The 20826-nt window shown below is 65.7% G+C and carries 14 protein-coding genes; 2 read left to right on the plus strand and 12 right to left on the minus strand.

Annotation, left to right across the window (positions count from 1 at the left end):
• Positions 1-313: 313 nt before the first annotated feature.
• The 6 genes from GD970_RS09615 to GD970_RS09640 all read right to left on the minus strand — a co-directional run bounded on the left by GD970_RS09615 (position 314) and on the right by GD970_RS09640 (position 9752).
• Positions 314-694 (minus strand): DUF3644 domain-containing protein, encoded by a 381-nt coding sequence (locus GD970_RS09615; RefSeq protein WP_226925258.1) that lies wholly within the window; start codon positions 692-694, stop codon positions 314-316.
• Positions 695-740: 46 nt separating this feature from the next.
• On the minus strand, positions 741-3734 hold the full coding sequence (locus GD970_RS09620) for a type I restriction endonuclease subunit R (RefSeq protein WP_152202675.1): 2994 nt from the start codon (positions 3732-3734) through the stop codon (positions 741-743).
• A complete protein-coding gene (locus GD970_RS09625) occupies positions 3731-5152 on the minus strand; it encodes a restriction endonuclease subunit S (protein ID WP_152202676.1) in 1422 nt (473 codons plus the stop codon). The genes GD970_RS09620 and GD970_RS09625 overlap by 4 nt, the downstream gene beginning before the upstream one ends.
• On the minus strand, positions 5152-7116 hold the full coding sequence (locus tag GD970_RS09630; RefSeq protein ID WP_152202677.1) for a type I restriction-modification system subunit M: 1965 nt from the start codon (positions 7114-7116) through the stop codon (positions 5152-5154). Before GD970_RS09630 ends, GD970_RS09625 begins: the two co-directional genes overlap by 1 nt.
• Positions 7117-7200: 84 nt before the next feature.
• Positions 7201-9213, minus strand: a complete 2013-nt coding sequence (locus GD970_RS09635; RefSeq protein WP_170297197.1) for an N-6 DNA methylase — start codon at positions 9211-9213, stop codon at positions 7201-7203.
• A gap of 56 nt (positions 9214-9269) precedes the next feature.
• Positions 9270-9752, minus strand: coding sequence for an NYN domain-containing protein (locus tag GD970_RS09640; RefSeq protein WP_170297198.1), 483 nt, complete (start codon positions 9750-9752; stop codon positions 9270-9272).
• 927 nt (positions 9753-10679) lie between these two features.
• Between GD970_RS09640 and GD970_RS09645 the strand changes: the two genes are divergently transcribed.
• Together GD970_RS09645 and GD970_RS09650 are read left to right on the plus strand one after the other, a co-directional pair.
• The gene (locus tag GD970_RS09645; RefSeq protein WP_152202680.1) at positions 10680-10976 is read left to right on the plus strand and encodes a hypothetical protein; all 297 of its coding nucleotides are present in this window, start codon (positions 10680-10682) and stop codon (positions 10974-10976) included.
• A gap of 211 nt (positions 10977-11187) precedes the next feature.
• Positions 11188-12522 (plus strand): HEPN domain-containing protein, encoded by a 1335-nt coding sequence (locus GD970_RS09650; protein ID WP_152202681.1) that lies wholly within the window; start codon positions 11188-11190, stop codon positions 12520-12522.
• Between the two features lie 524 nt (positions 12523-13046).
• Here GD970_RS09650 and GD970_RS09655 read toward each other — a convergent pair.
• From GD970_RS09655 to mobF, 6 genes are all read right to left on the minus strand, one after another.
• Positions 13047-13685, minus strand: coding sequence for a DUF6338 family protein (locus GD970_RS09655; RefSeq protein WP_152202682.1), 639 nt, complete (start codon positions 13683-13685; stop codon positions 13047-13049).
• Positions 13682-13831 carry a hypothetical protein gene (locus GD970_RS21600; RefSeq protein WP_155524110.1) on the minus strand — a complete coding sequence of 50 codons (150 nt, stop codon included), beginning with the start codon at positions 13829-13831 and terminating at the stop codon, positions 13682-13684. Before GD970_RS21600 ends, GD970_RS09655 begins: the two co-directional genes overlap by 4 nt.
• 201 nt (positions 13832-14032) lie before the next feature.
• Positions 14033-15439, minus strand: coding sequence for a hypothetical protein (locus GD970_RS09660; RefSeq protein WP_152202683.1), 1407 nt, complete (start codon positions 15437-15439; stop codon positions 14033-14035).
• Between the two features lie 35 nt (positions 15440-15474).
• Complete coding sequence (locus GD970_RS09665) at positions 15475-16167, minus strand: hypothetical protein (RefSeq protein WP_152202684.1); 693 nt, start codon at positions 16165-16167, stop codon at positions 15475-15477.
• Positions 16168-16255: 88 nt separating this feature from the next.
• Positions 16256-16603 carry a hypothetical protein gene (locus tag GD970_RS09670; RefSeq protein ID WP_152202685.1) on the minus strand — a complete coding sequence of 116 codons (348 nt, stop codon included), beginning with the start codon at positions 16601-16603 and terminating at the stop codon, positions 16256-16258.
• A gap of 309 nt (positions 16604-16912) precedes the next feature.
• Positions 16913-20443, minus strand: coding sequence for a MobF family relaxase (gene mobF, locus GD970_RS09675; protein WP_319593458.1), 3531 nt, complete (start codon positions 20441-20443; stop codon positions 16913-16915).
• Positions 20444-20826 lie beyond the last annotated feature (383 nt).

Consider the following 20826-nt stretch of genomic DNA (forward strand, 5'->3'; position numbering starts at 1 on the left):
CCCACCACGCCGCCACCGACACCCTCCGCCGAGCCACCACCGGCAACCCGCGACCGCTACATTGACAACCGCCTCCGGGTGGGGAATTTCAACGAGCACCCCTGGGGAAGATCGGCGAGCGGCATCACCGCGGGCATCTTTGCGGGCTTCTGCGCCAACCGTTGGCTCGGCTCGCCGGCCTCACTTGGAGGAACAGCCCTCACTGCCGCGGCCGGCGCCCGCGGGGCTGGTGGCCGCGAAGGCTCCTCCCTGGTCCCCAGCCGGCGCAGTTCCTCGGCGTCGTCCGGTGAAAGATGGTCGGATAATAGAGGCATTAGTCGGACAGCCCTGCAGACTCCTGGAGTAGCGGCCGCCAGCCTGCATGGTTTCGCAGCCCAATAATGAACTCGATGTTGGCCCGGATCGGGTCACCGTCCTTGAACTCGAACTTCAAGCACTGAGCGAGGCCCCACGTCTTCTTGGAACCGTCAGGATTCCTTCTGAAGCGGCGCTGGCGACCAGCCTCGCGGTAGAAGATTTCGGCCTTGCGACGCATGCGGCCAGCGTGGAGCAGGTTCTGCCATGCAAGATGCACGTGGGCGATGAAGTCCGAGAAGCTTCGCCGATCACCCGGGCGGTTGTAGAAGTCGATCGCAATCAGCGCCTGCCGTCGCGCCTCTTCCAGCGTGTACTGCCATGCATGGCGCCTAGGCACTAACGCTCCTCCTCTGACGGTCGGACCAATACCCGCCGTCCTGTCATCATGCGGCCTTCCTGTCGTAGGTCGACCGGAACACCGCGTCAGTCAGCCAGGCCTTGAAGTCCGGGTTGTCGACGAACTGCTTAAAGAGCTGCGTCTCGTCACGGAGCATCCCCTGCATGACCTTCCCGAGGGCGGCGGTCATCGCCAGTTTGGCGTTGTCGGGGTCATTGTTGGCGCGGGCGTTGGCGTAGTCCTCATCAGCGAGCACCCGCTCGGGGATCTCGGTGGTGATCCGGTCCCGGATGCGGTCGGCGTCGTCCCAGTTGATGTTGCCGAACAGGTCGTTGAACTGGTTGAGGATCTCGGATAGGCGCTCGAGCTCCGGATCGATGCCCCGTCCCCCTCCGCCGGTAGGTACTGGCTCCAGCTCCCCCTCGGCATCGGCGAGAGCGATCGAGACCTCCTCGCGCTTCTCGATGCGGTAGGAGTCCATGTCGATCGTCTCGAGGATGCCGGCCGACAGGTCGGTCTCCTCCGGCGCCGGCAGTTTGGGGATAAGTAGGCCGAGGAAGATCGAGAGCTTCTCCCAGCCCACATTGCTGAACGGCAGCACCAGCGAGAGGAACGAGTAGGTCCGCACGAACGCCTTGGCCTGACTCTTGAACTCGATCTGCTCGTCCTCGTCGAGCTGCTCGATGTACTCCGCGGCGCAGTGGTCGAGGATTGGGTCGAGCTGCGACCTGTCGACATTCTCGTCAAGGAACAGCGCCACGAAACGGTCGACGTCCTCGTCCGAGTACACGCCGGCCCGCGCGAGCGCGCTCTGGAGGTCGTGCAATTTGTCGGGGTCGGTCTCGCCAGCCAGGACGGTGGTCCGGTAGTACGGCTCGAACGCGGAACGGATTTCATCGGCAGTGTTGGCGAAGTCGAGCACCGCGGTGTCGGTCTTCCCGGGCCGCGCGCGGTTGAGGCGCGACAGCGTCTGCACCGCGAGAACGCTCGACAACGGCTTGTCGACGTACATGGTGTGCAGCAGCGGCTCGTCGTACCCGGTCTGGTACTTGTCGGCCACCACGAGGATCCGGTACGGGTCCTCCTGGATGCGGTCCGGGATCTCCTTCCCGGGGAAGCCGTTGTAGTCGGCCTCGGTGACCTTCTTGCCGTCACGCTCGAAGTCCGAGAACGCCACGATGGCCTTGTACGGACTGCCGCGCTCGACGAGGTAGTCGCGGATCGCCTCGTAGTAGTCGATCGCCCGGGCAATGGTCTTGGTCACGACCATCGCGCGTGCCTTGCCGCCGATCTTGTGCTTGCCGATCACCTGCGTATGGAAGTGATCGACCATGATCTCCGCCTTCTTGCGGATCGCGGTCTCATGACCCTCGACGTACGCACGCAGCTTCTTCGACGCCTTGGTTGCGTCGAACTCCGGGTCGTCCTCAACGGTCTTGACCAGCTTGTAGTAACTATCCACGGGCACATAGCCCTGCAGGACGTCGAGGATGAACCCCTCCTGGATCGCCTGCTTCATCGTGTACGAGTGGAACGGCCGCTTGCCCACCTCACCGGGAACCGGCTCGCCAAAGAGCTCGAGCGTCTTGTTCTTCGGGGTCGCGGTGAACGCGAAGTAGGAGGCGTTGGCCGGCAGCTTCTTCTGCTCAACCATCCGCAGCAGCATGTCCTCGGCCGACTCGTCCTCACCCTGCGCTCCCTCAGCGGACAGAGATCCCGAGAGCGCAGCAGCCGCCTTGCCTGTCTGTGACGAATGCGCCTCGTCGATGATGACGGCGAACTTCCGTCCCCGGTGCTCGGCGCCCAGGCTCCCCACGATGTACGGGAACTTCTGGACCGTCGTGATGATGATCCGCTTGCCCGCCTCGATCGCGTTCTTCAGGTCGCTGGAATGTTCGGCGTGCGCGATCGTCGACCCGACCTGGGTGAAGGACTTGATGGTCTCCTTGATCTGACCGTCCAGAATCCGCCGGTCGGTCACGACCAGCACTGAGTCGACGGCGTTCGTGCCATCGTGCTTCGCCTCGATGAGCTGGTGGGCCAGCCACGCGATCGAGTTCGACTTGCCTGACCCGGCCGAGTGCTGGATCAGGTACCGGCGCCCGGCGCCGTTCGTCGAGACGTCGGCGAGCAGCCGACGGACGACGTCGAGCTGGTGGTAGCGCGGGAAAATGGTCTTCTGGGACTTCCTGCCCGTCTTCGCGTCCTTGGTGGTGGTCACTTGCGCGTAGTTCTCGATGATGTCCGCGAGGGACGACGGCGCGAGGATCTGCCGCCACAGGTAGTCCGTCATCAGCCCGTTGGGGTTCGGCGGGTTGCCCGCGCCGTCCTGGTAGCCCTTATCGAACGGCAGAAACCACGACTTGGGCCCGGCGAGCTCAGCGCAGAACTTGACCCGCTTGTCGTCGACCGCAAAGTGCGCCAGGCACCGCCCCGGCTGGAAAAGTAGCTCCTTCGGATTGCGGTCGATCTGGTACTGAGCGACAGCGTCCGCCACGGTCTGCTTGGTGATGTAGTTCTTCAGTTCGAACGTCGCGATCGGCAGACCATTGACGAACGCGACCAGGTCGAGAGACCTGCTGGCGTCCACCGGCGAATAGTGCACCTGCCGGGCGACGACCCACCCGTTCGCCGCGTGGAGCGCCTCGGCCATCGTGTTCCCCGGCGTCGGGATCGGGTAGTAGAAGTTGATGTGCGGCACAGCGGCGTGCCCGAACCCGTGCCGCAGAACATGCACCACCCCGCTCTTGGTGATCTCGCCCTGGAGCTTCGCCAGAAACTTCGTCCGAGCGGGGTTCTCCGTTGCCCACGCCTCCCCCAAGCCGACAGCCTCAGCGATCGCCGGCTGAGTCTGCTGAAGGAACGCAGCGAGCTGCCGGATGTCGAGCCCGTAACCTGGGCTAAAAGACACCTCGACCTGCTTCTCGGGCGCAACCACCGCCAGTGCTGGGTTGATGATGCCCTGCTTCCAGTTGACGTCGACCATCTGCTTGACGATGAGGGCCTCCAAGCTCTCCTCATTCATTAGCGTCGCATTCATGCGTCCTCCATGACGTCTTCGACGACGATCTCGTCGTCGCCTTCCATTGGTGCCTGGTCAAGCCCGGCGACGACTTCAGCTTCGTCAAGTGGTTGAAGCGCTGCCGCAACTTCGCGCACATCAACCTGACCGGTCACGACCTCCGACTCAAGCCGAGTCCTGAATTCCACAAGAAGAGCAATTTCCTGCTCTGCCCGAGCCGACAGACTGCGCGTAGCTGCTACCTGTCGCTCGACGGCGCGGGCGACCGCGAACTGCTCTTCGATGGGGGGCAATGGGATGCGGAACGCCTTCAGGTCGGCGACAGTGAGAGCACCCTTCGTGCTACCCGAGTCGCTGCTAATTCGCCGAAGTTCCCCGTAGGCCGCCTTCAGCACCAAAAGCAAATAGTCGCTCACGAGTTGGCTTCGGTCAGGAGTCATATATGCCAGGTGCTGGTTGACCGTAGCCGGTACCTCAAGTAGCGCCGCCATACCGCGGGTGCGCCCCTGACCTGTAATGCCGACTAGAACACTGCCAGGCGCCACGATGGGCAGATGGCACTCGGCGAGCGCTATGTCCGTGACGAATTGGTCCGACTTCCGGACGACACCCTGATTGACCACAGCCGAGTTGAGCCAAGGAAACGACCCGTCAGTCCAATAGGCCGGATTTGAGCGAGCTGGCGTACTGCCATTCCCAAGCGTTGCGAGGTAGCGCAGAGCCACAACTGACCAGTGCTCCGGGATCACCCGGAGCCACCCGAGCCCCGACTCCTTGACCTTCGCTGCCGACACGCCGCGGCTAATGGTCTCGCGAATGATTGCTTCTTCTTGTTCCCGCAACAATTTGATCAAGCTTTGCTTTGCAGCGATCGCCCTGTTGATCCGCTGGTGCGCGTGGCTGAGGTAGGTGACGATTGCCCGCTGCTCCTCTATCGGAGGCGCGACAAACGGGCTCGTGAGAAACCGATCGTCGGTCAGTTGAAGCCTGGAGATCCAGATGCCACGGGAACGCTCGCGCAATTCCCAATTGTATGGCTCCGAGCGGACGTAGAAGTGGAGATAGTCAGGGTCAACAAGTCCAGGTTCGACCTGTCGATACACGCCGTACGCGGTACTGACGATCCCAAAGTGGCGCGACACCCCGAGCCCTCGGCCCCAGGCCCAGAGGGAGTTGATTACGAGGTCGCCAGGGGACGCAAGCTTGTGGCCGACATAGCTTGCGGCTTTGAACATGGTGACTGCCTGAGACGACCGGGGGACGACTCCTCGCGCAGACGAGACAGTAAGAAGCTCCTCCTCGCCGGTCGTTGAACGTGAGTCAACGGATCGCAGCACTTGCTTGAACCGCCGCTTGTCCCAATGCGACGGGTAGCGGTCGAGCCAGGGCAATCCCGCGCCGCTGTACGCCGGATACGGCTTGAGGTTTTGGAACATCAGTGGGCGATCTCCGCGATGAGGTTGTCGGACTCGGCTTCGAGCGCGCGAATGTCGGCGCGGATCTCGTCGAGAGTGCGCAGTGGGGCTGGCTTGTAGAAGTGCTTGGTGAAGTTGATCTCGTAGCCGATCTTGGTCCTCGACTCGTCGACCCATGCGTCACGCGCGTAGGGCAGCACTTCGCGGCGGACGAATGCCTCGATGCCGTCGCGCCACTCTCCGGCGGGCTCAAGCAGGGGGATCTGCTCGGTGTCGCGGAGTTGGGGGTCGGGCATGTAGGAGACGACCCGGGTGGTGCCGCGGAAGTCGGCCTCGAACAGCCCGAGGAATGGGTCCGGTGCGGTGCCCTTCGGGTGGACCTTGGTGATGGCGGGCGCGGCATTCGGGTGTCGCTTGGCGCCGTCCTTGAGGAGTTTGTTGATCTGGGCGGCGCTGTAGATCGTGTTCGGGTCGAGGCCCGCCAGCCGCAGGGGCCGTTCGACCTGTACCTTGGAGTACCCGAACTCGGCGTTGACGAATACCTTGGAGCGGTCGCCGTCGTCGCCAGCGCTCTCGAAGTCGCGGAACGCTTGGAGAACCCGTTCGATGTCGTCGGGTCCCAGTTCGCGGTTCTTGTTGCCGAGGTTCTTGCGTAGGGGCGTGTACCACTCGGTGGCGTCGATGAGCTGGATCTTGCCCTTGCGGTGCTCGGGCTTGCGGTTGGTCAGGACCCAGATGTAGGTGGCGATGCCGGTGTTGTAGAACATGTTGAGCGGCAGGGCGATGATCGCTTCGAGCCAGTCGTTCTCGATGATGTAGCGGCGGATGTTCGACTCGCCCTGGCCGGCGTCGCCGGTGAAGAGGGAGGATCCGTTGTGGACCTCGGCGATGCGGCTGCCCAGCGGGGTGTTCTTCTTCATCTTCGAGACCATGTTGGCCAGGAAGAGCATCTGCCCGTCACTGGATCGGGTGATGAGGCTGAACTCGGGATCGCCGTCGTGGTCGACGATGAAACGGGGATCGATGATTTCCTTCTTGCCGCCCATGCGCTGCTGGTCGGTCGCCCAGCTCTTGCCGTAGGGCGGGTTGGAGAGCATGAAGTCGAAGGACTTGCCCTGGTAGGCGTCGTTCGAGAGGGTCGAGTACTCGGGGCCGCCGACGAGGCCGTCGGCGTTTGCGCCCTCGCCCTTGAGCAGGAGGTCGGCGACGGCGATGGCGTAGGTCTCGGCGTTGATCTCCTGGCCGAACAGGTTGGTGACGATCCGCTTGCCGCTCTTCTTGGCGAGCCCCTGGAGGGTCTCCTCGGCGACGGTGAGCATGCCGCCGGTGCCCATGGCGCCGTCGTACAGGGTGTAGGTGCCGTCGGGGATCTGGTCGGCGATGGGGTCGAAGATGAGCCTGGTCATCAGGCGCACCGCGTCGCGCGGGGTCCAGTGCTCGCCGGCTTCCTCGTTGTTGGCCTCGTTGAAGCGGCGCACGAGTTCCTCGAACACGGTGCCCATGGCGTGGTTGTCCAGCCCGTCTGGGCTGAGGTCGATGGCGGGGTCGAGGAACTTTTCGATCAGCGCGCCGAGGGCGTCGGCCTTTGCGAGCTTGGGGATCTGCTGGCGCACCTCGAAGTTGTCGATGATGCGCTGCACATTTGGGCTGAACCCGTCCAGGTACGCCATGAAGTCCTGCTGCAGGCGGGCTTGTGACGACCGACCACGAAGCTCGCGCATCGTGAACGGGGAGGTGTTCCAAAACGCCTGGCCAGCCTCGGCACGGAGCGACTGGTCCTGGTCGATGATGCCGGCGTCGTCGAGCACCTTCTTCAAGTCCATGACCTTCTGCTTGCTGGGCTCGAGGACAGCGTCGAGCCGGCGCAGCACAGTGAAGGGCAAGATGACGTCGCGGTACTTGCCGCGGACGTACAGGTCGCGCAGGACGTCATCAGCGATGCCCCAGATGAAAGAGGCAATCTTATTGACATTGGCGGGGCTCATAGTGTTCCTTCGTCGTTTCGGTCTAAGAGGTGATTGTGCTAGTCAGCACTGACAACGAGGTCGGAGTGGGAGTCGATCGGGATCTCACCCGGTCGTCAGATCCGCTCCGTAGCGGACTGCGTTGAGCAGCCCTTCGGTGAAGTTGACAGCAGCATCCGCTACCTGAAGCGCTGTACGGCGGGCCATCTCGGCCCCGGCAATCGCTCTAACGATCTGCTCCTGCTCTTCCAGGCTTGGGACCGGGATCTCGAGGTCCTTCAAATTGACGTGCTTAATCGCGGTGCCCACCTGGAACTTGTTATTCCACGTTCCGGTGAGGGCCACGGCTAAGTACGCAGGCAGCAGCACGTTCGTGTTCACTGCCAGGATCCAGACCTGGTTCGACACCGCGTAGCCACCAACTGTGTCCACAGCGGCCTGAACACTGTGCCGTGTGGTCACAAGCACATCGCCCGGCTGGGTGAGCTTCGCGGGGTCAGCGATCCCCGGGGCCGGGCGGTGCTCGGGCAGCCCTTCGCGCAGGTGACTTGGGCGGATAACTCCCGTGGGAGTGTCCCCCTTCTCTCCAGGCACGACCGACCCTCGCCGGAGTTCGCACACCGAACCGAACTTCAGAAGGTCGCTGAGTGAAAGCACCCGCGTTCCGTCGAAATCGATCGGGGGGAGTGTTCCGCCGTTACGGGTCGCAGCCGCGTCGAGCGCCCGATTCAGAGCCCCCTCTGCCCGACGCGCTTCTGCCGCGACGTCGACGTCCTCGAGTGCGACGTCAGCCAACCACCGCCTCGGAGTGAGGTTGGCGCCCTCGTTGAGTAGATCGGCGATGGACACGTCCACGGCTCGGATCTCGTCCTTCTCGAGTGACGCGTCAATGAACTTCACGGCCTCAGCAGTCGTTCTCGGGACTCGAAGTACCCAGACAAACAGGGGTACCGACGTGTAGGTCAGTAGGTTGCTGGGGAGAGCGATGACTGACTCGACGCAGCCGGCGCTCACGAGACCACGCCGAATCGAGCCCGCGTGCGCTCCCCGGAACAGTGGGCCACCGGCCTGCAGTACGTAGGCACGGCCTTCCTGCTTCAAATGCGCGATCGCGTCCTGGAGCCATGCGAAATCCGACGCGCCGCCGTTTGGTGTCCCGAACTGCCAACGCTTGTCCCAGTCCGCGAGCTTCTCGGTCAGTCGCATCCCGAACGGTGGCTCGGCGACAATAGCGTCGGCACGTCCGGCCGGCCACGGGTCCGTCTCAAACGTATTGGCTTGCGCGAGGTCTGCGTCAATGTCCGCTAGGTACGCCCGCTGCTGCGCGATCGTGAGAACGCTTCGGACTCTCTCGCGGCCAATCAGCTGGGCGTTCGGGTGCGCCTGGTGAACCGTGAGCAGCGCCTCACTGATTCCACATGCCGGGTCATAGACGGACGTTAGTTCACTAACAGGCTCCAGCAGAGCGAGCACCTCCGGCATGGCGGAGTGGAGTCCGGCGTGGGACTTCGCCCCGACGAGGTTGGTGCGGGTTGCCAGGGACGCCAGGACCTGCGCGGTTGCGGAACCAACGGCGCCCGACTCGCCGCCGCGACGGGCCTGCGAACGGGTCACGCGCACCAAGACTGCGGAAGCAGCATCAGGGAGGTCGTTTTCGGCCATGGAGTCGACGGTGTCAATCAGCTGTCGGATATGCCCCCCATGCAGTTCATCGCGCGGCCACTCCCCCTCAAGGAGTTCGCTGGCTTCGGGCGCGGCCGAGCGAGCGCCGTGGAGAAGCTGGTCGAGCAGGTGCGCGGCGCGAGGCGAACTAGCGCCCGAGCGCGCCTTGCCCCAGAGGCTCTGGACCGTGCTGTTCGAGAAAGACAGCTTGCGAATGACGAGCAGGGTCAGGACGAACCGGCCGAACGACTCGGGCTCAAGGACGCCTCGCAGGCTGTCCATCGCGGACCACAGAAGGTCACTCGAAGTCACCTCGCGAACCCGCTTGCCATTGTCTCGCAGCCATCTCACTACTTCGTCGTAGTCGTAGAGAGGCCGCGCGGTGGTTCCACCCGTCGGTGTCGGGAACGTGTCCTTGTGGCGATCGCGCCAGTTGGCGACCGCGGCAGGGCTCACGCCAGCGAGGCTGGCGATGTCACTAGCCCGAATGACCCGCTGAGCCTGAGCGGTCATCACGCCACCACCCCGTCGATAACAGGACCGAAGAACTGGACCGTCGGGCACAGCACACGCTGCGCGGCCAGTCGGAGCTGGGCGGAGAGCGCCTCGGGGCGGGCAATGACGGTCGTCGTGATGTTGCTTCCAGCGAGGGAAGCAATCGCGGCCGCGAAGATGCCGTCACCGGAGACGATCACGACCTCCGTAAACCGCTCGTCGACGTCCTCGGTAAGCACATCAAGCAGGGCCAGGTCCGCACCGTCCTGACCAAGGCGCGCCACATGCCGCACGTGGCACCACGCAGCGCGCGCGGCCAGGAGGTTCTGCGCGTGGCTCGTGCCGACGACAACGAGCTCGTTTTCGCGCAGCCCGAGTAGCGTGTCCAGCTGACTGGCGACCCAGCGGGTCGCCTCGCAGGTCACGTAGCGTCGACCGAGGTAGTTCTCGATGTCCACGAGGACCAGCCGACGACCGACAGCTCCGAACTCGCGCTCCATGTGGAACCTACCACCCCTGTGCCTGCCCATAACCTCCACCGCCTTTACTTGTGTACCCGATTCACACCCTTCCTCGACCGTGACACTACACATGGGCTCCCAACGCGGTCAACCCGTGAACTAGGTTCACATGGGAGCGGGATAGGCCGGCAGCGGCGGAAGCCCCAATCTTGTCCGGTAGTGGTACAAGGACCAGGGAAGACGCTCAACCGCTGAGTTCACCTTCCTCTACCTCAGGTCAAACTCGGCGCCGCGCCCGCTCCTAGTGGGGTGTTGGTTCGCCATTGCTCCTGGGAAGTCGAGTCTCAAGTACGCGTGCTCATAATTCGGTGGCCATGCGTCAAGCTCCTAGCGGATAGTTCCGTCCCGCCACGTACCGCGCTCGGCGACTACATCGTTATGCCGATAGCCACACCGTTCGCCCCGCGCTCAGCTCCCCGCCGGTTCACAACTCCCGGCACTCCCCGGAGTCCGTTTGTCACGAACGCTCACAAGAACGTCGCAACCTCCCACAATCGGTGCAATACCAACGTTTCTCAGTGAGCCGACACCAGGGTTGCACCTCTTCTCAGCGTGGTCAACGGCGGTCATTCGCCAGCCACAGATGCGTGGAACTCGCGTGGAATCCGGGCTCACCCGTGGAACTCGCGTGGAATCCGGGCTCACCCGCGGAACTCGCGTGGAATCCGGGCTCACCCGCGGAACTCGCGTGGAATCCACTCAACCCGGGGCCTTCCCTTCCCCCGAGCGAGTCAGACGTGGAACTTGACGAGCGAGAGCCTCACGCGGCGTTAGCCGCGCCCCGGCTCCACATCCGGCCGGGGCGTCCCCATGCCTCCGGGCGCCTCGACCGTTCCTGGTCCCCATCCCGGAAATCCGAACAGCAGAACATCCCTCGCATGATGAGCCTCTGCTCGGAGACATGGCATGTGGTTCGAGGTCGTCGTCGAGTGCGAGGCACTGGACCTGGCAGAGGAGGACGCGGTTCTCAACGGACCGGGAGCCAACCTGGACTTCTCGGGGAGCGCGTGGGTGCTGCGAATCCCCGAAGAAGCACCGAAACCGCTCGCCGCCGCCCTTGGTGTGCTGCACGACTTGTCCCTCTTCAGGATCCGTGTGTGGCCCGGTGGTGGCCGAGCCGGTGGCGGTGAAGTGCAGTTGAGCCGAGGTCGGGAACGGCCGCAGGCCGACTTCGCGCACCGGCCTGACCGCTCCTGCCGCTGACCAGGTCTGACGGCCGGTGACAGCCGTCGGATGAGCTGTTCGGCCAGCACGGTGGGGCCGCGCAGAGCCTCGGCGCGGTCGCCAGCCACACCGAGCCCGGTAGATTCGAGGAGTGTCCGAACCTATCCGGCCAGACCTTTGGGATCTTGTTCGACGGGCTCTTGGCCCTGCGCGTGCGGCTGGCAAGGCATACCTTGATTCCGGCCGATATGTGACGACGGTCGACACCAGGAAGTACCACGAGAGCGACCTCGGCTGGCCCCTCGTGGTCGCCGATCGTGTCGGGGCCAGTGGCCCTGCTGATTGGACTTCGATGTTCTCGCTAAAGCCCGGCAAATTCTCCAACGTCGTTGTTGAGGAAGTTCCCGAGCTGGCCGAGAGTATGCGGTGTGCGATCGAACGCGCCGAGCAAGACCAGGAGTTCGCAACGGGTTTGAGCTACCTGTGGCACATTGAGGATCCTGAGCGGCGCCACCTGTACATGGCGATGGATTTTTTGTCCATCATTGGCATGATTCTGGGCCGGGCCGAGGCCCTCGGAATTGAAGACGAGGCAGGCCTGCTCGATTTGTACCTCCAAGTCGAGCGTGGGAGGTTTGAACGAGAGCTCACGGGCGATGTCGTCGTACCCCTTGTCATGACCGCGTTTGAAACGACAGAGCCCGTCCACCTAATCGACTCGTATTGGCTGGAGCCGATGGATGAATCGCTCCACCGCACCCGGGCGCTCAATATGCTTCACAATGACGCGGTCTCCCCGTGGATCGCCGCAGCGGCGACACACGCGATTGTTCAGCGAAACAGCACATTTCCGAATAGCATGTGGCCGCCGGATTTGAGGCGCGGTCCCACGCCGGCGCCAGTACCCCTCGAAACGGTCGATCGCATTCTCGAGTGCCTGCACATCGCGACCGGCAAGAAGTCTGGCTATGCCCAGATAGTGGTTCGCTCCGACAACTGGGTCTCGTCTTCTGGATGGCTCGGCGATCTTCCCCATGTTTGGCGTGCCGCCACCGTTAAGGCCTATCCGGACGATTTCGATGGCGGATGGCTGCGGCCAAAGGAGCCCATCACGGCTGACGAGGTTTCGGAGGTTGCATCGATGGTCGCCGCTTTGGAAGGGAGCCCAACCAACGTCCGGCTCGCGGCTAGGCGCTGCTTCCGATCGACATTTCGCGCTGACATAGAAGACGAGATCCTTGATGCCACAATCGGCATTGAGGCTCTGCTCAGCCATGGTCGCGACGAACTGACGCACCGCATGTCACAACGAGCGGCGGCAGCTCTCGCAACCGAGTTCCAACCCAACATCATCTACGAACTCCTAAAGCAGGTGTATTCCCAGAGATCTCAGATCGTCCACGGGAGCACGCCCAAAAATTCGAAGGTTAGGCTTGCAGATTCGGAGTTCGGGACGAATCACATCGGAGTGCTGCTGCTGCGAAGGCTGCTCCGAAACTACCTGCTCGCAAGTGAGCCTTGGACGCCTAAGAGTCTCGACTCGCTAATTTTGGAGCGACTCGGGGGTCACAGTACCGAGGGTTAGTCGTACGAAGACGTGCGGCGCCGACCGCTAAAACGAGTTGGAACTGTCATCATCACGCCCTCCCGGGCGGTGTCCGCGACCCTCGACGCCCCGGTGCAGTCCTGGTCACGTCAAACAAGCACGACATCGTCGACGGCACCCGCGGCGTGCGCGCCAAGGGCGGGGCCCGCGTGCGTGTTCGACAGTGGGCGACGTCGATCAGCGCCGTCGAGGCCGGGTCGTACGCGATGCGGATCTCCTCGTACAGCTCCTGGGGAGGTCGGCCGGTGTGCGGCCCCGGCGCTCGCCGACAGCGTCTCGTCGGGCCCCGGGCAGCCGTTGCGCGCAACCCCACTGCCACCGGCTCGGCACTGGATGGAGATCTGATTCGTCAGGGACGCCCAACCCTCCTGACGCCTTCGACCTGATCGAGCCTGCCCTGTGGGAATTACTAACCCTCAACAACACGGCGGCCGGCCTGTACTTTAGCCACAGTTGCAGAGGTAACTTGTAGCCGGGCTGGCGGAGGCCGCAATTCGTGACCTTCACGCCCTTCGGGGGTAGACCACTTGGATCGACTTGATCTGAGACTCCGGCAGGATGACGGCTCGCCACTCGTCGTCCTTCTCCTCGAAGTCTTCGTCACCCGGGCGTTTGCGACGAAGTGGACGACCGACGGCGAGACTGCGCTGGTCGTCCTCTGGGTCGGAATCGAAGCCCAAGAGTTGACCCCGCCAGACCGTTCCGTCGAGGAGTTCGACGGTCAGGTACGGTGGCCCGGCTGCCGGGGGCCTCCAATCGACGAACGCTTGGCTCCACACCCGCCCCTCGCTGATAGGTGGCTTACCCGTCCACTTGAATGCAGCCACGGCATAGGTCAGCGCGCACGCAAGCATCGAGGTCGCGACGACCGCTCCGATGTAAGGCACCGCGGAGGCGGGTGAGTTCAACGCTCCACTTCCGTCTTCGATGGCGGAGCGGTACAGCGGCAGCCAAACCCATGCCATCAGGAGGGCCGCAGCACCTGCTGTCGAAAACAGGGAGACAAGGATGACCCGCGAGACCTCGACGAGCGCGGTCTCCTTGACCGCGGGCCGGTAACGGGCGCGTTGGACCTGCCAGACGATGCCTGGTGCGAGCAGCAGCAGGAAAGAGACGACAGCTGCGACGCTGTTAGGAATCAATCGTCGCCGTTGTCAGCAATATCCTTCAGCGTCTGGGAACTTACCTGCCCGACGTCCACGTAGGAGTAAGAAGACCCGAGAAGGCTCTTCTCCTCGAGCTGCTGCTTACTCTCGGTCGTGCGGGATGCCCTGTCGCGCTCGCTCATGTCAGTCCTCCGTGCTCACCATTGCATGGGCTGATTGACCCAACTGCAGCAATCTCTCACACGACGGTGACACGCCACCAGGTTGACCCATATATACGACGGCGAGATGTCCGCCTTTGGTACGGCGTCCGTCGCCACACGGCTCTGGCTACCAATGCCAGTGCCGTCGCCAAGTGGCAGCGTCGGCATTGGCTCAGGTTTTCAGATAGATGTCCCCTCAAACTGGCCGCCTACGCCCGCGTGCCCGCTAAGCCCGCGCAGCCGAGCCGCGTCAGGAGCGACAGTCCTCTGCGACACTCGCCTTCCGCTCCGGTGCTTCTCGGGACTCCCGACGAGCGCAGTGAACTCAGTCCGCGCCGACAGCGCGTCAGTACTCACGACTCCGCTAGGCGCATGCGGGGCCAGGCGCTTCACCGCAGCGATGAGGTCAGGGTGTGAAACTTTTGTGATCGGCTCGTACTTCCTGATGGCCCGGCGCACGCCCCCGACCCGCTCGCTAGAGAGGCCGAGCTCTCGGCTCACGAAGTAGCGGCGGTCGTGGATGCCTTGGCGGATTCGGGTGGCTACTCGCTTGTCAATCATGGTGAATAGCCGGTTCATCGACTGCAGGTCCTCGGTGGACGCCGTATCGCCGATCTGTGCTGCGTCAGCGAGCGCGAACAGCGCGGCTTGAGAATCGGCCATCGTTGCCCGGCCGTCGCCGAGGTTCCCTCCGACGTCCTTCGCGAGCGGCTGAAGTACACGCGCGCACCGCTCGGCGCGGTCCTCAAACGCGTTGGTGTGCTCCTCGTCGACGGCCGCCCGGGCCAGCTCCAGGGCGAGAACCGACAGTCGCCGTTGGACGCGCACGATCGCGGTGAGGACGTCGGCTCGTGGGAACTCCAGGCCAAGCCGGACGTAGGTGTTGTGGAGTGCGGCGATCGCGCCGTCGATGCCGAACGGGTATGGCATCGGCAACAGCGGAGCACGGTCGACGTAGCCGAGCCTGTCGGTCCGAACGGCATCCTCCGGCGACAGGTTCCCCACCCACTGACTGCATAGCTGGGCTGCGGCGATGGTCGAGTTCACCAGGACGCGCTTGGTCGGGTCGATATTGTGAGAAGAACTCTTGAGTCCCAATCGTTGCCAGCCGGGGATGGCGGAGTAGCGGACGTCGAGGATGACCAGTGCGCGTACCAGGTCGGCGACATCCCGCAGGACGACCCTGGCCTGGTCGTTGTCGATCTTGTCGGCGAGCACAGGCAGCTCGCGCTCTCGCCCTACTAGCGAGGCGACGGCGAGTCGCCGCCAGATTTCGACGAGTGGGATGTCCTGCACCGTACCGAGCTCGAGCGCGCTGACGCCGCGCCCGCCTGGCAGAGCCTCCGGCGTGGGCTGTTCCTTCTCGAGCCAGCTGATCAGTCGCAGCGGGGCCTCCCAACCCGTGCTGGCTGCAGGTGGGATGACCGCCGTCGCTGTCTGCAGGGCGTAGTTCCAGACGACGGCGCGGTACCGCAGGATCTTGTGCGCGGCGGCCTCACGCTCGGTCCGGGTGGTGGTCTCGCCCAGCTTGCCGTGCGGTCCACCGAGGTAGGCGCTGACGCGCTTCATGTGCAGCAGCTCGGTCATCGTCGCGCGAAGCGAGGCAGCGACCTGCCCGTACACTAGGCTTGCCCGTCCATGAGGATCCCGGAGTGATCCGGGTCCTGCCGCCAGCTGCTGTCGAGCACGTCGCGGATCTCCAGGAGCCGCTCGTCGAGCCCGAATGCCGCGAGTTCTTCTAGCGCTGCGCGGGCTGTCGCGTACAGCAGACGCTTCGAGCCGATGATGGGCGACTCGGCGGCCACCCTGTCGGCCGGGTCGTACAGGGAGTCGAGGATCTCGAGGACGAGCCAATAGTCGACCAGGCTCGTCGCCGGGACCCTGGCGGCCAGGGCGTGCAGGTTCGTCCTGGCGACGCGGTACAGCAGGTAGTGGCCCGACGGCAGCGTGCCGCCGTCTTCGGCAGCTACCCGCTCGTATTCCGCCCGGCACTCGGGGCAGCTCGAAACCTGTTCAATCCCCCACGCCTCCGACAGATCGGCCAGCATCGGGTACAAGTTGTCCCACGGGACGCCGAAGCCGATCAGAGCGCCGATGCCCTGGTATGCGGTGGCATACAACGTCCCGCGCCCGGCGTTCACGGGCAGGTCGACGCCAGCGACGAACGCCTCACCGGACGGTTGGTGGACAGCCGCGAGCTTGATAAGCGCGCTCTCGTACAGCGCCAACGCCGGAGCTGGCGCGTCCCGGCCGGCGCACAGCCGCGCCAGGCACTGGCGAGCAGTGGTGAGCAGAGGCAACTGTTTCGGGTTCATGGTTCTCTTCCGTCGTTCGACACCGGCGGCACAGCGCGGCTGGGTATTTCACAGGTGCGCAGACGCCTCCGGAGCCGACGTCATGGGTTCAGACGGCGGCTCGAGTGGGGCCGGCCGCACCGCGACGGATCGCCCGACGGGCGGCCCGGTATGCCCACATGAGCGGTGCACGTACGGCGACACTGACGAACTTCAAGCAGTTGATGACTGCCCACGCCAGTGCCAGCCACCACCAGCCGCTCCCGCCCGTTTCGATCCGCTCCTGGAAGAGGTGGCCGAGCTGGAAGTAGGCGGGCGCGAGCACGACGGCGATCGGCGCGCCCCACTTCAGGCCGCGGTCGGTGTAGATCCAGCGGACCAGCTGGTTCGTCGGCATCCATAGCTGGAAGGCGGCGATGACCATCCTGGTGAGCGCAAAACTGAGTCGGAAGACCATCGGAGCACCTCGAGTTCTTGGCGGCTCCGGTCGAGCCGACCCGTGAACCCAAGGTCCAGAGGTCAGCCGCGACCACGGGGCGCTCCCCCGCCAATCTGTGGACGACCACTCATCCGAACTGCCCTATGGACAGGGCGAGACGTGGACAGCACTCGCGTCACCCCGCGCGTGACGTGGGCGCCGGCGCACTCTCCGGCCGCTCCATGCAGCGGCGAGAGTCATCCCCAGATCCGCCTCGGTGCGGGTCGACGCCGACCATCAGGTGCCATGGTCGGGCCCATGTCTTACGTCGAGAGCGCCGTGCGAGCGCTACCGGAGGCTGAGACCCGCACGGAGCGAGGCCTCGACCACCGGCGTCCTCGTGCCTGCGATGGCTCGCGCGCTGCGCAATGCCGCCACGGCGAGCTGGGCATCGTGCCGCTGCGCCGGGGACTCCGCTTCGGGTCCCACCGGGTTGCGGCTCGTGACGCCATACCTGTCCCGGTACGCGGCCACGACCGCCAGGTGTCGCAGCCACCGCTGGCGGTCGCTGCGTCCGAGCGGTGGTTCACCGATCCGCAGCACCCAGGGCGCGCGGTGGCGGACGGCGGTCTCGGCGAGCGCCTGGGCGCGCGCTTCGATCAGGTCGCGGCGCTCGTCGAGCGCACCGCGCACGTCGGCGGGCACGTGGCCGCGGACTTTGGGGATGAGCCCGGCAATGAGATCCCGCATTCGGCTGCCGATCGGTCTCGCGGCGGCCTTGGCCACCCGGTGGGACAGCACAGCGGTGACGTCCTCGGCGTCGAGCAGGCTGCGTTCGGCGACCACGCGTGGCAGGAGCGTGCGCACGTCGTGGTGGTTGGCCTCGGCCCGGCGCAGCTCCGCCACGAGCGCGCCGAAGCCATCGGAGGCGATCGCGCCCGCCGCCTCGGCCTCGCTCATGCGGCCCGCGACGGTGAGGGCACCGAGCACGAGTTTTCGCCACCGGTCGCGTTCGGCGGTGGCAGCGATGAGGTCGTACTCGGCCGCGAGCTGGGCGCTCCCTGTCCACCTGTCGTGCTCGGCGCTGATGGTCTGGTGTGCGGACAGCTCGAGCCCGGAGTGCTTGAGCACCCCGTACAGCACTGTCCTTGCCGAGACGTCCGCCGGCTGCGGGGTGCCATGGGAATCGTCGGGCTCGTCGAGCGCGACGTAGGCGATGTTGGCGTTCCGGCCGCGGGTCATGGACACGTACAGGTTCTCGCGGGTGGTGGACCCGGAGACCACGACGTGGGAGGTGTCGACGGTGAGCCCCTGGGCGCGGTGTGCGGTCACCGCGTAGCCGAGGTCGACGTGCTCGGCGACGTAGGCGGCGGGCAGCACGACGCTGGCCCCGAGCCGCCGCCCAGCGCGGCGCACGTGGACGGACCCGTCGCAGCGCACGTCGATGACCCTCCACCGATCGCCGTTGCGGACCCAACCGGTGCGGCCGGTGCGCAGCGTGCGGTCATTGCGGCGGGTGATGACGAGGTCGCCGACCGAAGCCCGCGCGTCGTCAGCGAGGGCGACGTCGCGGCCCGCCGAGGTTTCCCCGGTCTGGATGCGTTCGGCGCGGGCGCGCTCGTTGAGCTGGCGCACCGACTCGGCGGAGTCGGTGACCAGGATGCTGGTGCGCCCGGCGGCAATATCGGCGCGCCAGGCCTGGTAGGCGGCGTCGATCATCTGGGCGGTGGTGCCCTCACGCAGCCGGCCGTGGGCGGCGTAGGTGCCGATGACGTCGGCCTCGCCGCGGCGCAGCTCCAGCGAGCCGCGCTTCTCCCAGTCGTTGGTGAAGCGGTGTACCTCGTTCAGTTCGGGGACGTCGTCGCCGCGCGCGTCGACCAGGAGCGAGAAGGCGCCGCCGGCGTCGACGGACTGCAGCTGTGCCCAGTCCCCCACGAGCACGACCTTGGCTCCGGCGGCCTTCGCCAGGGCGGTGATGCGGTCCAAGGCGCGGGTGCCGGCGAGGGTGGCCTCGTCGATGATGACGAGTTGTCCGGCCCGGAACTCGGCGCGGCCCCGGGCGTGCTCGTAGAGCCACTTGGCCGCGTTGTCGCACGCGATTCCAAGGTCCTCGGCGAGCACCGCGGCCGCTGCGGCGGATGGCGCGAGTCCGACGACCGAGCCTGTGCCGTGCCGGGCCGTCCACGCGGTTCGGAGTGCGCGCATCGCGGTGGTCTTGCCTGCGCCCGCCGGGCCGACGATGACGTCCACCCGCCGCCCGGACGTCGCGACGGCCTCGAGCACCCCGGCCTGGTAGGTGGTGAGCATGTTGCCGTCGTGTCGGACCGCGGCGGCCGGCGCGACCACGCCGGCGGGCACGCGGGGTGCGGTGCGGTCGGCCGCACGGTCGAGCAGTCGGGCTTCGGCGGCCAGCAGGTCCTCGGAGGTGAAGTACGCACCGTGCCGGGGACGGAACATGCTGGTCCCGTCGGGCCGCCGCCACAGCGCTGGGGTGGTTGCGATCTCCGGTGGGGTCAGCTGCAGGGACTGGCCGGCCGCGGCGTCGGTGATCATGGCGACCACGGCCTCACGGTCCTCGATGGTCGCGAACCGCCAGCCCATCGTCTGCCGGGAGGCTTCGGCCCACAGGTTCCAGTGCCGCCAGGTCGAGCGCCGCTCCCCGACCGCGGTGACCACCCGGGCCCCGGCCTCTGCGATGACGTCCGTCGGAACCTGCTCGGCGGTGAACGCACGTGCGTGGCCAGAGACGGTCAGGTGCCGTGCCCACCCAACCGGGTCGGCCCCCAGGACTTGCTGCGCTCGCTCGCGCCAGGCCTCGGTCAGGTTGGCCAAGGGGTGGATGGTCTTGTCCGGGCGGGTGTCCAGCGTGGCCTGGGCGCGCAGCCGCACGATCGTCGCCGCCGACGGTGTGTGCCCATGGGTGCGGACATACTCAGCGATCAGGCGGTCCTTGACGAGCTCGATGTCACGAGACCGGCTGGAGAACTCGGCGATCAGCTCATCGGGGACGCCGACAATCTCCCAAGCCGGGTTGCGATCCTTGCCCCGGGCACGCTGCTGCCACTCGATGCCCAACGTCCCACTGAGGCGGTCGGCGAGCACGGCGTTGTAGTACTCCGACAGGGCGACGGTCGCGTGGTGGATCGCCCGCGAGTCCAGCGTGCGCCACTCGCCGTCGGCCGCGGTACGGACCTTGTTCGCGACCACCAGGTGCGTGTGCAGCTGCGGGTCGTTGGCGCGCGAGTCCCAGTGGTCGTATGCCACCGCCGCGACACCCAAGACGTCGACCTGCGCGACGCCCCCGGAGCCGACACGGGTGGCGGCGACCTCGCGCTCGACGAAGTCCAGCACCTGCGCGACCGCAGAGTGGTGGGCCTCGACGATCAGCTCCTGCGTGCGGGCATCGGCCACCCCCCACAGCACCGAGACAGACTTCGGCACGGAGAACGTCAGGTCGAAACCGGCCACCGAGGTGCGCGGTCCTCGTTCGGTCTCCTCGGACTCGATCCGGGCGACCTCGGCGTCGTACTCGGCAGCGGGCAGCTTGCGGTCGACCCCCGCGACGCGGGCAGCGATGCGCTCCCCCACGGTCACGTACCGCTGGTACGGGCGTCCGAGGCCGGTCCCGGTCAGCGGGTCGCACCCGCGGCCCAGGAGCGCCTGCAGTTGCTCCGGGGTGACGGTCATGCCCGCCTGCAGTTCGCCCTCGCCGAACTGGGCGACGCCCGAACCCATCCAGGTCCCCGGCGGTGTGCCTGCCTCGGCGTAATACCGGGTCAGCGTAGAGGACCGCGACCCCAGGCCGTCGCCGGTGGCGACCGAGCGCAGCAGGTACGCATAGCCGTCGCCGGCCGACATGACCCGCATCGAGACCGTCACGAGCACACCTCCACGACGAAGGTGCGCCCACTCGACCAGCCTCAGTGCCAGACGTGTGAACAGCCTCCGAGCGGCGGCGTGACACGCGGAGCGGCTTGGCGACGACGGCATTGGGGGCGGCGGCCGCAGCGCGGCGCCCCAGCTGCCGGCCCGGAACCGCATCGCGACACGGCGACAGCACGGGCGTAACGGCAACGGCAGCGATCCGCAACGACCGGCTGCGGCCGCGCGAAGCACCGGCTCCGGAGTCGAGACCAGCGTCCCGCATACCCGCCACCGCACGGCGATCACCCCGACGTGGCGAGCAGTGCGCACCTACAAGGAGTCGAAGGTCTTGCGTCCGCGGAGCCACAGTCGGGAAACCAAACGCCTGCGGCGGGAAG

The organism is Georgenia thermotolerans (assembly GCF_009193185.1).
In the GTDB taxonomy this organism is placed as follows: Bacteria; Actinomycetota; Actinomycetes; order Actinomycetales; family Actinomycetaceae; genus Georgenia; species Georgenia thermotolerans.